Source organism: Rhodopirellula europaea 6C, from assembly GCF_000338295.1.
GTDB classification, from domain to species: Bacteria; Planctomycetota; Planctomycetia; order Pirellulales; family Pirellulaceae; genus Rhodopirellula; species Rhodopirellula europaea.
This window is the reverse complement of the sequence record NZ_ANMO01000116.1, coordinates 109498-122842: the sequence shown is the minus strand read 5'-3', so window position 1 is coordinate 122842 and position 13345 is coordinate 109498. Positions and strand designations below refer to the sequence as shown.

Sequence of the window (13345 nt, the reverse complement as noted above, 5' to 3'; positions counted from 1 at the left end):
GTTCATCTCACGAACACCCCAGACAAAGTTCCCTTCTCCGCCGTTCGGAATTGAGACCGGTTTCAATTCAAAAAAGCGAATTTCGACCATGAGCACACCCCATTTGTTGTCCGCGAAAGTCTCGTTTGCTCATGTCACCACGGCGTTGATGTTGGCGGTCGTCTGGGTGGCGGCGGGGCAGGGCACTCAAGCCCAAGACCAACCCAAATTGGCGACCACGGCGGAGAAACCGAGCGAAGATCTCGGCGTCAGCGATGAAGAATTCAAAACTCGAAGCCGGTCGTTGTTTGACGGCCAAATCCTGGCGGGATTTGAGGGGGATGCTTCGTGGTTCCGGATCGAAGACGAATCGATCGTGGCAGGCCGACTCGACCAACCGATTCCCAAGAACCAGTTTCTGGCCACGACCGAGAAGTTTGACAACTTCGAATTTCGGGCTGAGATTCGAATGCGTGGCGAAGGCCGCAACGCGGGCATTCAATTCCGCTCGCGACGCCCGAAGAAAAGCGACGATGTGCCTCCGCATGAGATGATCGGGTATCAGGCCGACGCGGGTTATTCCGCTGAACGATCCATTTGGGGTGCGTTGTACGACGAATCTCGACGGCGTCGGATGCTGCAACTGCCCGAACCGCCGTTCGAGGTCGAGTGGAAACAACCGGCGGCAGGGCAGGACGCTGCAACCGAAACATCCGAACAAGCCAATCAAGGCTCACAATCAGCGACACCGGAACAAACCGACCGCCCCGAACAAACCGACTGGGTCAAGATGCGGATTGTATGCCACGGACCTCGAATCCAAATCAGCCTCAACGGTGTTCAGACGGTCGACTACATTGAAACCGAAGAAGGCATTCCACAGGTTGGCGTGATCGCGTTGCAAATCCATTCCGGAAAACCCGCGGAAGCTTGGTATCGAAATCTGCGCATTCTTGGACTGGACTGATGGCATCCGACATTCGATTTGTTTACTTCGACCTCGGGAACATCCTGGTCTCGTTTGACCGCAACCTTGCCAGCGACAATGTGGCGGACTTATTCGGTGGAACCCGCGAAGCGTCCGACGAAATCCTTCACGTTGGTGGTTTGCAAAATCAGCTGGAAACCGGACTGATCTCAGAAGAGGAGTTCGCCCAAGCGGTTCGTGATGCTTACGCGACGTTGGTGCAGCCCAATGGGATGGTCGCGACAGGCGACATCATGCGAGCGATTAGTGACATGTTCACACCGATCGAGTCGATGGTTGCCGTTCTGCAATCATTGCGTGAGGCGAAGGTGCCGATCGGAATCCTCAGCAACACGTGTGCGGCCCATTGGAACTGGGTCAACGGCCGAGGCTGGGAAATCATGAGCGGTCCATTTGACGTGCAAGTCGTCAGCTACGAGGCCCAGAGCATGAAACCGGACCGCGTCATTTATGAAACGGCGATGAAGTTGGCCAGCGAGTGCTTGGCAATGCGACCGGGCGAAGGTGACAATGCGGAATTGCGACCGGAAGAAATTCTCTTCGTCGACGATCGCGAGGAAAACGTGGAAGCCGCACTCGCTCACGGATGGAAGGCGGAAGTGTGTTTGGGCGGTGAACAGGCAATTGATGTTTTGCGACGACACGGATTCGATGTCCCTCTCGCATCCACCGCATAGGAAACCGAGTGAAGCACATGGACAATCCACTCTCTCCGCGAAGCACCGCAACGGCTCCGCACATCAACACGGCAACCTCGCACATCGCGACGCCGCCGCTGGACAGTTCGCCCAGAACCGTTGCCGCGATTGACATTGGTGCGACCAGCATCCGGATGGCCATCGCTGAAATCCTGCACGACGGCAGCGTGCGAACCCTTGAGTCATTGCTGCAACCGGTCGACTTGGGTCGCGATGCATTCGAAACGCGACGATTGTCTCGCAAAGGCATCGAACGAGCCGCGGCGGTTCTAAGACGTTTCCGCCGAGTCTTGCGGGAATACGGCATCGACTCAACAAACGACATTCGCGTTGTCGCAACCAGCGCCGTTCGCGAAGCGAGCAACCGCGTGGCATTCATTGACCGAGTTTATGTGGCGACCGGTTTGGACGTCGAACCGATCGACGAAGCCGAAGTGAACCGCATCACTTACATGGGCATCACACCCCAGTTGATGGCTTTGGCGGAAACGGCCGAAAGCAAATCGTTGGTGGTCGAAGTCGGCGGTGGCAGCACCGAGTTGCTGGTCATTCGCGGCGGCAATGTTTTGCACAGTGAGTCGTTTCGCTTGGGGTCGCTGCGATTGTTGCAAACGCTCGATGCATCGGGTGCCCGCGGCGTGCGTTGGCGAGAGTTGCTGGAAACCCACATCCGCCGAATCCTGGTTCGGATCGGTGATCAGGTTCGCACGGACACGCAGCTGCACTTGGTCGCGATCGGCGGCGACATCCGATTTGCCGCTCACCGATTGATCGAAGATTGGGACGAAACCAATCTGGCTCGCGTTCCAGTCGACAAGCTCGAAGAACTGACCCAGCAAATCCTTGAAATGGGCGAAGACGCGGTCGTCAAAAAGTTTGGCGCGACCTTTGTCGAAGCGGAAACGCTCGCCCCGGCTCTGCTGGCTTACACGATGCTGGCACGGCACTTTGACTTGAAACACATCCTGGTCAGCGACATCAATCTGCGAGACGGGTTGCTGGCCGACATCGTTCAGGGCGGCAACTGGACCAGCGAATTTCGTCAACAAATCATTCGCTCGGCGGTGTCACTCGGACGCAAATACCAAATCGACGAGATCCATTCGCGGGCCGTCGCGGAATTGGCTCGCCGTTTGTTTGAAGAGCTCGCCAAAGAACATCAGCTGGACGCTCGCTACGAAGTGCTGTTGTACGTGTCGGCATTGCTGCACGAAGTCGGTTTGTACATCAGCCTGCACAGCAACCACAAACACGCTTACTACATCATCCGAAACAGCGAACTGTTTGGGCTGTCTCAGCAAGAGTTGATGTTGGTGGCGTTGGTCGCTCGGTATCACCGCCGGGCTTCACCACAAAGCAACCACGAAGGATACGGATCGCTTGACCGACACGACCGAGTGGCGGTGGCCAAGATGGCCGCGATTTTGCGATTGGCGATCGCGTTGGATGACACGCGCAGCGGCCGAATTCGCGAAATCAATGTGACGCAAGAAGGCAAGCGATTAGTCATCTCGGCGCCGGGGGTCGACGATGTCTCGCTGGAACAAATCGCAATGCGAAGTCATTCCGGATTGTTCCAAGACATCTTCGGCAAACCCGTCCTACTGAGACCCGAGGTAAAGTGATGCCGGAGCAGCAAGTGTCCGCGAATAACGGCAAGCACTCTCGAACTGCCGCGACGTTTTCTGGCCGTGTTACTGGGATGTCCTGCGGTGCGGGGTTGGCCCATTCTCGCTTGGGATGGGTCTTCGTGTTGATGGCAATCGCAACACCCGCATGGTCACAATCACCTCGCTCTTCACAATCCTTTCTCAATCCATCTCCATCGACCAGCGACAGTTCCTTGGCTCAGCCTCCTCATTTGATTCTGGGCCAAACCGGTTCGTCACGATCTGCCCGCGAAGATCATTACGCGGCTGCACGTCGCAAACTGGTTGAAACTCGAATTCGCACCGCGGGCGTGACCAACGAAGCGGTTCTGAAATCGATTGAGACCACGCCTCGACACGAGTTTGTTCCCGCGGCCGTGCGTGACAAAGCGTACTTCGACATGGCTTTGCCCATCGGCTCGGCACAAACGATCAGCAGTCCGTTCATCGTCGCGTCGATGACCGAAACGCTTGACCCCAAACCGACCGACAAGGTGCTGGAGATCGGCACCGGCAGTGGTTATCAAGCCGCCGTACTCAGTCCCTTGGTTGCGGAAGTCTATTCGATTGAAATCGTCGACGAACTCGGCAGGCGTGCGGCGGGAGTACTCAGCAAACTGGGTTATGAAAACGTCCACACTCGCATCGGGGATGGTTTCCTTGGTTGGCCGGAAGCCTCTCCTTTCGACAAAATCATCGTGACGTGCAGCCCCGAGTCAGTGCCGGTTCCGCTGGTCGAACAACTTCGCGAAGGCGGGTCGATGATCATTCCCGTCGGCGAACGCTATCAACAAACGCTGTACCGGATGACCAAACGTGATGGTGAGTTGGTTCGCGAACCGCTGCGACCGACACTATTCGTTCCCATGACGGGCACGGCGGAGGACGCTCGCCAAACGCTGCCTGATCCCGCCAACCCCAAGGTCGTCAACCAAGATTTTTCCGATCCGCCCGGAACCGACGATCCGGAGGGATTTGTGCCGGGATGGTATTACGGTCGCCAAGTCGAACAGGTCGCACTGCCGGCAGACGGAGCGGAAGGTGCGAAGGATTCCGGGTTGGTACGGTTTGAAAACGAGACCCCCGGTTTGGGATCGCACTTGTTACAAGGCATCGCAATCGACGGAACCAAAGTTTCTTTGATTCGCCTGTCTGCCCGCCTTCGAACCGAGAAAGTCGTGAAAGGGCCTGATCCGGATGCGTGGCCAATGGTCGCGATCAGTTTCTACGACGAGCTACGGCGTGACCTGGGAACGTTTTCGATGGGTCCGTATCGAGGAACCCGCCCGTGGCGTGACGACAGCCGTTTGGTGAGGGTCCCGCGGGCAGCTCGAGAGGGAATTGTGCGAATCGGATTGTTTGGAGCGACCGGGACAGTTGAGTTTGACCACGTCTCCATCGAGAAGATTGACTGAATGTCCAACGGACAAAGCATTCATCTAGGAACAAAGTCGCTTCCGAAAACGGCTCTTTCGAGCTTTTGGCCACCACAACGCAATCCGATTATTTTACCCAGTCTTCTTGATCGGCAACGCCGGTCCGCTATCCTGGCGACGGTGACGGGCCCCCAAATTTGATGGCCCGAACCTTCAATGTGCAATTCAAGCCGTTAAGTCGCTCACATTTGTGGTGGCGACCGATCGGCATCAGCAAGAGTCGCGTCAAAAGGATGGAGAATCGTTTATGAGGTGCATGCATTTGTTGGCATGCCTCACGTTGGCGTTCAGCATGAGCGTCACGGCAGAGGCGGGTGGCTCCTACGGGAGTTACGGCAGTAGCGGTGGCAGTGGCCTGGTCTACGGCAGCAGTGGCGGTAGCAGCGGCGGCGGATTGCTCGCCGGCCTGCGTGCTCGCATCGCAGCTCGCCACGCTGGTTCTTCGGGAGGCTCCGTGGGAGCTTCCTCGGGCGGATCGTCAGGTGGATACACCGCCGCCTACGCATCCTCCGGTGGATCTTCAGGCGGTTCATCCGGCGGATACTCGCGTGGATCTTCCGGTGGTGGACTGGTCGGTCACTTGCGTCAAAAAATCGCTCGCATCAAGGCTCGCCATCACGGCAGCAGCGGCGGTTACGTTGTCAAAGCGAACTACAGCAGCGGTGGCACGTCCTACAGCAGCGGCGGACGTTCGTCCGGCGGCAGCAGTGGCGGCTACTACGCTCCTTCGGTTTCGTATTCGTCCGCTTACTCGGGTGGCAGCAGCGGAGGCAGCTCCGGCGGAGTCAGCTACGCAGCTCCGATGAGCTACGCTCCTGCGATGTCGCACAGCGTTCCAATGATCGAATCGGCTCCGATCTACTCGGCACCGATCCAAGGCGAAACCATCATCGACGGTGGAGTTCCCATGGGTGAGACCATCATCGATGGCTCGATCATCGACAGCGGTGCTTCCTACGAAACTCGCAAGCCTACCTTGGATGACGACGCTGCCTTGTTGACCGTTGCAGTCCCAGTCGAATCGGCTCGCGTGACCGTCAACGGACATGAAACAACCAGCGACGGCATGGTTCGTCAATTCATGTCGCGTGGCTTGAAAGACGGTTACCTCTACACCTACGAAGTGGTCGTGACCTACGACGTCGAAGGTGAAGAACGTACCGACAAGCGAACCATCAAACTTCGTCCCGGCGACATGGAGCGTTTGGTATTCAACCAAACCGAAGCCGCTTCGGATGAAGAAGGCGACGAAGAAGAAGACCAATTCAGCGCGGTTGAAACAACTCAACCCGAAACGGTTGTTCAGCTTCACGTTCCCGCTGATGCAAAAGTCGTTTTGGCTGGCAACGAAACCAATGGCTTCGGAACGGTTCGCACCTTCCGCACCACTCAATTGGCCGCCGGCGAAAACTGGGAAAACTACACCGTTCGCGTGTTGTTGGAATCCAACGGTCGTCAACTGAGCCAAGAGCGGACCATCAACGTTGCTGCTGGCGACACCGTTGAACTGAACTTCGAGTTCGACGACCAAGCCATCGCCATGCGATAGTTGTAGCGTCACCTGATCCATCACGAGGCCGCGTCGAAACATATCGCTTTGACGCGGCTTTTTCGTGCGCGATGCTCACCTGGCTTCCACTCACCATCCACAGGGTGGTTTGAAGACATCGCTTGTCGCAGAAGTTAAACTGGTGCTTGAATCACCCACCTCCTCACATTCGATTGCACATCATGCCAAATAATCAGTCCGACTCATCTTTGAACCGGCGAGGAATGCTCACTCGCGCAGCAGTACTCGCAGCCGGAACCACCGCCGTTACCGCCACCGCTTCGCACGCCCAAGACGCAGCCGGTTCGGCCAAAGCCACCGGAGCCGTGGATGCAAAGCAAGGCCGTTTGAACCAATCGGTTTGCAAATGGTGCTTCCCCAAGATCTCGCTGGAAGACATGGCGAAGGAAGCCGCCTCGATGGGCATGGTCGGAATCGACCTGCTGGATCCGAAGGATTTCCCGACGCTGAAGAAACACGGGTTGGTCTGCACGATGGTGCAGTCGCACTCGCTTCCCAACGGATTGTGCGACACCAAGTTCCACGACGAGTGCTTGGAAAAAATGAACGTGGCGATCGAAGCCACCGCGGCAGAAGGTTGGAAGAACGTGATCTGCTTCAGCGGCAACGCACGCGGGATCGATCGCGAAACTGGCATGAAGAATTGCGTCGACGCACTGAAGAAGATCACTCCGGTGGCTGAGAAAGAAGGTGTGACGTTGCAGATGGAATTGCTGAACAGCAAAGTCGATCACGCAGACTACATGTGCGACAACAGCACCTGGGGTGTCGAGCTGGTCAAACGAGTCGGCAGCGACAACTTCAAGTTGCTGTACGACATCTATCACATGCAAATCATGGAAGGTGACATCATCCGCACCATCCAAAACAACCATCAATACTTTGGTCACTACCACACCGCCGGCAACCCCGGCCGTCACGAACTCGACGACAATCAAGAGTTGCTGTACCCACCGATTGCAAAGGCGATTGCGGACACTGGGTACGACGGGTACTTCGCTCACGAATTCTTGCCCGTGCGTGATCCGATCGCGGGACTGCGCGACGCGGTCGCTCAGTGCATCGTGTGATTGATGCGAACGAGAGGACAGTCGCTTTCTGTCTTTCTTCACCCCGATAGGGATAAAAACGGTTGTGCCCGATCACTCCTGCCGTCGTGCTTCAAAACGGCGGGGCGACCAACGGCGATGAAGCGGTCATCCCTCGTGTCATGGCGGGTGCTTTGACCGTGCGGGCCGGTGAGTCTTTGCGGGAGTAGGTTTCCTTGACCGGTGCTGGCTTGGAAGCGGCTGGCTTTTTAGCCTGCTGCTTCAGCACGCGACTTTCATCGGGAATAATCCGCAACTCCAATCCGGCCAAGTCTTTTTCCTGCATCGCTTTCACTTCACGGGCGAGAGCAATTCGATCTCGCCGAGTGGCTTCGAACGATCGCGAAACGATCTTCTTGGGGGACGTGCCGCCTTTCTCATACAGAGCGATCCGCAATCGCCCGTCGGTCAGGTGCTCTTTGCTGGACCCGACATAAAACTGTCGCCACGATTTTGACTCTTTGTCGTAGGCGGTCAGTAAATAGCGTGAACGCTGAGTCAGCGGACGACGCAGGTATTCTTCAGGCGTGATCGGATCCGCGATCAAATCGCGAACCTCGCGAATTTGCAGGTATCGACGACGGAACGTTGTGTTGGATTCAACCAACGTGGAATCGGGATAGGTCAGCTCGATTTCTGTATCTGGTTTGAACATGGTTTGTCTCCTTCGGGACCGAGGAAGCATTGGCTCAGCAACATTGGCCTCTCAGTGCGCCTTGCATTGCATTGTTCGCGAGTGCCCTGACACGTTTGGTCAAAATGCGGGAATTTGAACGTTTCACTTGGTCACTCTGCGATTTTCGGTCCGGTTTGTTCCGCTCGCGGAAACTTTGCGGCACCTCGCCAAACGCGTTTGCTAAGATGGGCACATCCCGCCTACTCCCCCGCTTGAGTCCATCCATGATTCGCGTCTCCCGTCCCGCCGGTTTCTCCCGTCCGTCAAAATCGTTTCTTTGCTGTCTCATGACTGCAATCGTGGCGGCGGCGATCCCAACGTTTGGATTGGCTGAGTCGTGGCCGCAATTCCGAGGGCCACGAGGCGACGGAATTGTCACCGAAGGCAATCCACCGGTTCAGTTCGGCGAAGACAAGAACCTCACTTGGAAGACCGATCTGGAAGGCAAGGCGTGGTCCTCACCCGTGATCGCCGACGGAACGATTTGGTTGACCTCCGCTGTGGAAATCGTCCCCACGGAAGACGAGCGCGTTGAATTGCTAAGGAAGACCGAAAACGAAGAACGGCAATTCAAGCAACTCGCGATCGCGAAAGCCATCGAACTCAAAGTCTTCGCGGTTGATCTCGAAACTGGGAAGCTGAAACAAACGATTGAGCTGACTACCGTTGAGCAGCCCGACGCCATTCATTCGCTCAACAGCTATGCATCGCCGACACCGGTGATCGATGGCAACCGTGTGCTCTGCCACTTCGGAACCTTCGGGACGTTCTGCATTGATCGCACCAACGGCAAATTGATCTGGGAGCGGACTCTGCCGCTGAAGCATGCCGTAGGCCCGGGCAGTTCCCCCATCATTCACGACGGGAAAGTCATCCTGATTCAGGATGGTTTGGAGCGGCAATACGTGACCGCTTTGAACGCGGAGACAGGCTCGACGGAATGGGAAACCGATCGTCCGCCAATGGACGCACCCACCGGTGACCAGAAGAAGGCTTACTGCACACCCATTGTCGTCACCGACTCAAACGGTCGCGAGCAATTGCTTTGCATGGGTTCGCAGTGGATGGTTTCGTACAACGCGAAAAAGGGCGAAGAGTTTTGGCGCCTCTATCACGGCAAGGGATTCTCAGTTGTTCCCCGGCCGGTCTTTGATGGAGAAGCGGTGTACTTCTCGACCGGTTTTGGCAAACCACAACTGTGGGCGGCCAAAGTCGATGGCTCTGGCGACGTCACCGATTCTCATGTGCTGTGGACGGTGAAGAAGAGCATCCCAGCGAAACCGTCTCCAATCGCGGTCGACGGATTACTGTTTGTGGTCGACGACAACGGAGTCGCATCGTGCATCGATAGCGAAGACGGCACCAACGTTTGGTCCAAACGACTGGGCGGAAAATTTTCTGCCTCGCCGATATTGGCAAATGGTCGAATGTACTTCTGCAACCACGATGGCGAAGTGTTCGTCATCAAACCGGGCACAGAGTGTGACATCGAAGTGACCAATCAGATTGACGGGCAAATCATGGCATCCCCCGCTGTGATCGGCGACGCGTTGATTTTGCGAACCGCGACATCGCTCTACCGATTCGATAGGTAGAGCCTGGCGGGTACGTTGCTTCGTGGGACCGGTGTGCTCAGTTTGGCTTGGCGATGGGGGTGACTCGTTTTGCCTTGCAGTTGTTTTCTTCGAGGCGACGAGCCGTTTCTTCGCGATAAAGCTGGGTCGTCGTTTCGTGAGCTTCGCCCGACTCTTTCTTTCGGTTGAGCAGTTTGCTCGCGATGATGGGGTGAGTGAAACCGTGAACAGTTTGGATGAATGCAGGATTCATGGGATCGAAATCTAGGTTTGCTTTGAGACTGAAGTAGATGGTCGCCGAGAGTGCTTGTTCTCTCAGCGGTGAAAACGGTTGTGAAAAGATGCACGTCGCGTGCCGAAGACGACCAAAATGCTTGGGTATGTGACAATGAACGCGTGTGGCCAAATCATCCGCTTTGTCTTCCCGTTGAACGGGCAAAGATCCAGAGCCTGTTGGGCGCAGAATGTTTCGGTTGTATCGATGTTTCAGTTGTATCGATCAGACGAGACAAAACGGGCGGAAAGCTGCTCGGACGTCGGATCACGCCAAAATGACTCTTTGATCGCTTCGACCACGGTTTCTACGGCCTAGGAATGAGAACCGATCACGCAAAACACCAAGTTTTCGTGTTTCAATTCCTTTGCCCCATGACCCTCTGAGCTTTGAATCGCACCATGAAAACGAGATTGTTTTCACCGCGGCGATTTCAAAGGAATGCGTTTCAAATGGATGGATGAGCCATCACGCCAGGATTCGTTCGCCGAGCGTTCCCTCACACTCCTGGGCTCGTTTGAGTACCAGGTGCTTCAATTACGAACGATGAGCGACCCGATTGATGCCACTTTTCTAAGCAGGGCTCTCGCCGTCATTCAGTCCATTCGCATGGACGCGGCCGATCTAGAACGGGCGACAATCGCGGCAGAAGCTCGCGTCATCCAAACATCGTTGCAGCAGATTGCCGAACAGGAACAGTCGCCCAGACCGGAAGCGGTCCGCAAAATTTTGCGGCAAACACATCGGATGCGGCAGTTGATCGAAGCCAGCACCAACAATCCGGAACTGCCGGACGCCCCGAAAACCACCCAGAACGCCGGCACGGACAAAACACCGGCCCCCAAACGAGTCCGCCCGCAATTCACGGCCCCCCCCGCGGCCAAGCGACTCGAGGACCTGATGGGCGAAATTTTGCTCCGTCTCGATGACTGCTTGGCGGTGGAACCGAAACCGGATGATCCCGCCCCCACCGGAGACTCCGATTTGTCGTCACCTGACGATGAAGAATTGAAGATTCCCAACGACGACGTGATCGAAAAGTGAAATTCGCGGATTGATTGCGGTTCCGCCTCGTCCTCTTCGCCTAATCGGCCAGCCTTGTTTTCAGGGAGTTTTGGGGCCGAACCGGCGTCCTGAATTGCATCCCAACACCCTGTAGCGGGTCTTCTCGCGACAATCCCCCGCAATCGAACGATCGGGTCGTCAACGCCGCTTCCGAAAACATTCCGTCACGGTATGATTTTCGGACATGACTAAACACATTTTTGTTACCGGCGGCGTTGTCAGTTCTCTCGGCAAAGGCCTGACCAGTGCATCCATAGGCATGGTTCTCGAACGCCGCGGACTGCGGGTTCGAATGCAGAAACTGGATCCGTACATCAACGTTGATCCGGGGACGATGAGCCCCTACCAACACGGCGAGGTTTACGTTTTGGACGATGGGTCCGAAACCGATCTCGACCTCGGCCACTATGAACGATTCACTTCGGGCAAGCTGAATCGCGATTGCAACTACACCACCGGCCAGATCTATCTGTCGGTGATCGAAAAGGAGCGGCGTGGCCAGTTTCTTGGCAAAACCGTTCAAGTCATCCCGCACGTCACCAACGAAATCAAACGTGTCATCAAACGCATGGGCGGCGATGACGTGGACGTGGTGATCACCGAGATCGGTGGCACGGTCGGTGACATCGAGAGCCTGCCTTTTCTCGAAGCGATTCGTCAGTTCTCGCTCGATGCCGGTCGCGAAAATTGCTTGTACATGCACCTGACTTTGGTGCCGTACCTGAAGGCCGCTGACGAACTGAAGACTAAACCGACGCAGCACTCCGTTGGTCAATTGCGTGAGATCGGAATCCAACCGGACGTGCTGGTTTGCCGCTGCGAACAATCGATCAGCCGCGATGACCGGGACAAGATTGCTTTGTTCTGCAACGTCGAACCGGAAGCGGTCATCGAAGAAAAGGACAAAGACTTCTCGATCTACGAAGTCCCATTGTCGCTGGTCGATAACAAGCTCGACGAATTGATCGTCAAGAAGCTCGGCCTGACTTCGGCGGGCAGCTTGGACATGACGCCGTGGATTGACTTGCTGCATCGACTGCGAAATCCACGTCACGAAATTTCGATCGCGGTGGTCGGCAAATACGCCGAGCACAAAGACGCGTACAAATCGATCTACGAATCGCTCGATCACGCGGGCATGCACCATGACGCGCAGATTCGCATCGGGCGCATCCAAAGCAGCGACATCGAACGCGAAGGTGCCGAGCGGTTGCTGAGCGGATTCCACGGCATCCTTGTCCCGGGTGGCTTTGGCGAACGAGGCGTTGAGGGCAAGGTCCAAGCGATCCAGTTTGCTCGCGAGAGAAACGTGCCGTTCTTTGGCATTTGTTTGGGCATGCAAACCGCGGTTATCGAATACGGCCGCAATGTGTTGGGACTCGAAAAAGCACACTCAACCGAATTTGACAAAGACACACCGCATCCGGTCATCTGTTTGTTGGATGAACAACAAAACGTGATCGACTTGGGCGGCACAATGCGACTGGGCAGCCAGCCGTCTCAATTGGTCGCCGACTCAAAAGCCATCCAGGCGTACGGCCGCGAAGAGATCGAGGAACGACACCGACACCGCTACGAATTCAACAACGAGTATCGTCAAGCGTTTGAAGACGCTGGCATGCGATTCACCGGATTGAGCCCCGATGGTGGGTTGGTTGAGATCGTCGAGATCGATTCGCACCCTTGGTTCCTGGCGGCTCAGTTCCACCCGGAATTCAAAAGCAAGCCTTTGAAATCACACCCGTTGTTCACCGATTTTATCGAAGCAGCGATCAACCGTCGCAAACAACGCGTAACCGAAGAAATTGCCTCGGAGACAGAGAAGCCAACCGCTTCCTGAACCGATACAGTCTCCTCCCCCTCTTTACCTGATTTGCCATGACAAACTCTGATCCAAAAGAAAACGAAACAGACGAGTCGCCCCAAATCGTGGTGGACTCGGATTGGAAAGAACAAGTCGCCAAAGAGAAAGAAACTCTGGCCAACCAAACCGAAACTGAGTCCGACAGCGATTCTGTGGCTGAAACCAACGAAGCCGCCGCAGAATCCGCGGGATCCAAGCTTCCGCCGGCCAGTTTCGAAGTCTTGGTTTCAATGTTGTTCACTCAGGGGATGAGCTCACTGGGCCAAATCCCCGTGCCCGGCCAAGAAGAAGGCCGTGTCGACAAACCGATGGCGAAACATTCCATCGACACGCTCGAAGTGCTTTCGGAAAAGACCAAAGGCAACTTGTCCGACGACGAATCGAAAATGTTGACCGAAGCGACGCACGCGTTGAGGATGGCCTACGTCAGCACACGCGGTTAGAGTGAAACGCTGGTTTCTCGGATTCGCTTCTCGCACTCGCT

General features: G+C 55.9%; 12 protein-coding genes. 10 read left to right on the top strand and 2 right to left on the bottom strand.

Annotated features, from left to right (window positions below; translation table 11 throughout):
- Positions 1-88: 88 nt before the first annotated feature.
- From RE6C_RS11815 to RE6C_RS11790, 6 genes are all read left to right on the top strand, one after another.
- Complete coding sequence (locus RE6C_RS11815) at positions 89-946, top strand: 3-keto-disaccharide hydrolase (protein WP_236618139.1); 858 nt, start codon at positions 89-91, stop codon at positions 944-946.
- Complete coding sequence (locus tag RE6C_RS11810; RefSeq protein ID WP_008656842.1) at positions 946-1644, top strand: HAD family hydrolase; 699 nt, start codon at positions 946-948, stop codon at positions 1642-1644. The genes RE6C_RS11815 and RE6C_RS11810 overlap by 1 nt, the downstream gene beginning before the upstream one ends.
- Before the next feature lie 17 nt (positions 1645-1661).
- On the top strand, positions 1662-3290 hold the full coding sequence (locus RE6C_RS11805; RefSeq protein ID WP_008656841.1) for a Ppx/GppA phosphatase family protein: 1629 nt from the start codon (positions 1662-1664) through the stop codon (positions 3288-3290).
- Positions 3290-4729: a protein-L-isoaspartate(D-aspartate) O-methyltransferase gene (locus tag RE6C_RS11800; RefSeq protein WP_039961832.1), complete on the top strand. Its 1440-nt coding sequence runs from the start codon at positions 3290-3292 to the stop codon at positions 4727-4729. Before RE6C_RS11805 ends, RE6C_RS11800 begins: the two co-directional genes overlap by 1 nt.
- Before the next feature lie 277 nt (positions 4730-5006).
- Positions 5007-6299: a TIGR03000 domain-containing protein gene (locus tag RE6C_RS11795; RefSeq protein ID WP_039961848.1), complete on the top strand. Its 1293-nt coding sequence runs from the start codon at positions 5007-5009 to the stop codon at positions 6297-6299.
- 182 nt (positions 6300-6481) lie between these two features.
- On the top strand, positions 6482-7390 hold the full coding sequence (locus RE6C_RS11790) for a hydroxypyruvate isomerase family protein (protein WP_039961847.1): 909 nt from the start codon (positions 6482-6484) through the stop codon (positions 7388-7390).
- Positions 7391-7481: 91 nt separating this feature from the next.
- Here the strand turns inward: RE6C_RS11790 and RE6C_RS11785 are convergent, their stop codons facing one another.
- On the bottom strand, positions 7482-8063 hold the full coding sequence (locus RE6C_RS11785; protein WP_008656836.1) for a hypothetical protein: 582 nt from the start codon (positions 8061-8063) through the stop codon (positions 7482-7484).
- Between the two features lie 245 nt (positions 8064-8308).
- On the opposite strand from RE6C_RS11785, the gene RE6C_RS11780 reads away from it, so the two are divergent.
- Positions 8309-9679, top strand: coding sequence for an outer membrane protein assembly factor BamB family protein (locus RE6C_RS11780; RefSeq protein ID WP_081605630.1), 1371 nt, complete (start codon positions 8309-8311; stop codon positions 9677-9679).
- 37 nt (positions 9680-9716) lie between these two features.
- On the opposite strand, the gene RE6C_RS32840 is transcribed toward RE6C_RS11780, so the two are convergent.
- On the bottom strand, positions 9717-9911 hold the full coding sequence (locus RE6C_RS32840; protein ID WP_236618138.1) for a hypothetical protein: 195 nt from the start codon (positions 9909-9911) through the stop codon (positions 9717-9719).
- A 567-nt stretch (positions 9912-10478) separates the two neighbouring features.
- Here RE6C_RS32840 and RE6C_RS11770 point away from each other — a divergent pair.
- The 3 genes from RE6C_RS11770 (at position 10479) to RE6C_RS11760 (ending at position 13304) form a co-directional block, all read left to right on the top strand.
- Complete coding sequence (locus RE6C_RS11770) at positions 10479-10976, top strand: hypothetical protein (protein WP_236618137.1); 498 nt, start codon at positions 10479-10481, stop codon at positions 10974-10976.
- Between the two features lie 205 nt (positions 10977-11181).
- On the top strand, positions 11182-12837 hold the full coding sequence (locus RE6C_RS11765; RefSeq protein WP_008656830.1) for a CTP synthase: 1656 nt from the start codon (positions 11182-11184) through the stop codon (positions 12835-12837).
- A 38-nt stretch (positions 12838-12875) separates the two neighbouring features.
- Positions 12876-13304 carry a DUF1844 domain-containing protein gene (locus tag RE6C_RS11760; protein WP_008656828.1) on the top strand — a complete coding sequence of 143 codons (429 nt, stop codon included), beginning with the start codon at positions 12876-12878 and terminating at the stop codon, positions 13302-13304.
- The last annotated feature ends 41 nt before the right edge of the window (positions 13305-13345 follow it).

Bases quoted from the DNA above. Each gene is read 5' to 3' on its own strand.
- RE6C_RS11815 (WP_236618139.1), top strand. From the start codon at position 89: ATGAGCACACCCCATTTGTTGTCCGCGAAAGTCTCGTTTGCTCATGTC.
- RE6C_RS11810 (WP_008656842.1), top strand. From the start codon at position 946: ATGGCATCCGACATTCGATTTGTTTACTTCGACCTCGGGAACATCCTG.
- RE6C_RS11805 (WP_008656841.1), top strand. From the start codon at position 1,662: ATGGACAATCCACTCTCTCCGCGAAGCACCGCAACGGCTCCGCACATC.
- RE6C_RS11800 (WP_039961832.1), top strand. From the start codon at position 3,290: ATGCCGGAGCAGCAAGTGTCCGCGAATAACGGCAAGCACTCTCGAACT.
- RE6C_RS11795 (WP_039961848.1), top strand. From the start codon at position 5,007: ATGCATTTGTTGGCATGCCTCACGTTGGCGTTCAGCATGAGCGTCACG.
- RE6C_RS11790 (WP_039961847.1), top strand. From the start codon at position 6,482: ATGCCAAATAATCAGTCCGACTCATCTTTGAACCGGCGAGGAATGCTC.
- RE6C_RS11785 (WP_008656836.1), bottom strand. From the start codon at position 8,063: ATGTTCAAACCAGATACAGAAATCGAGCTGACCTATCCCGATTCCACG.
- RE6C_RS11780 (WP_081605630.1), top strand. From the start codon at position 8,309: ATGATTCGCGTCTCCCGTCCCGCCGGTTTCTCCCGTCCGTCAAAATCG.
- RE6C_RS32840 (WP_236618138.1), bottom strand. From the start codon at position 9,911: ATGAATCCTGCATTCATCCAAACTGTTCACGGTTTCACTCACCCCATC.
- RE6C_RS11770 (WP_236618137.1), top strand. From the start codon at position 10,479: ATGAGCGACCCGATTGATGCCACTTTTCTAAGCAGGGCTCTCGCCGTC.
- RE6C_RS11765 (WP_008656830.1), top strand. From the start codon at position 11,182: ATGACTAAACACATTTTTGTTACCGGCGGCGTTGTCAGTTCTCTCGGC.
- RE6C_RS11760 (WP_008656828.1), top strand. From the start codon at position 12,876: ATGACAAACTCTGATCCAAAAGAAAACGAAACAGACGAGTCGCCCCAA.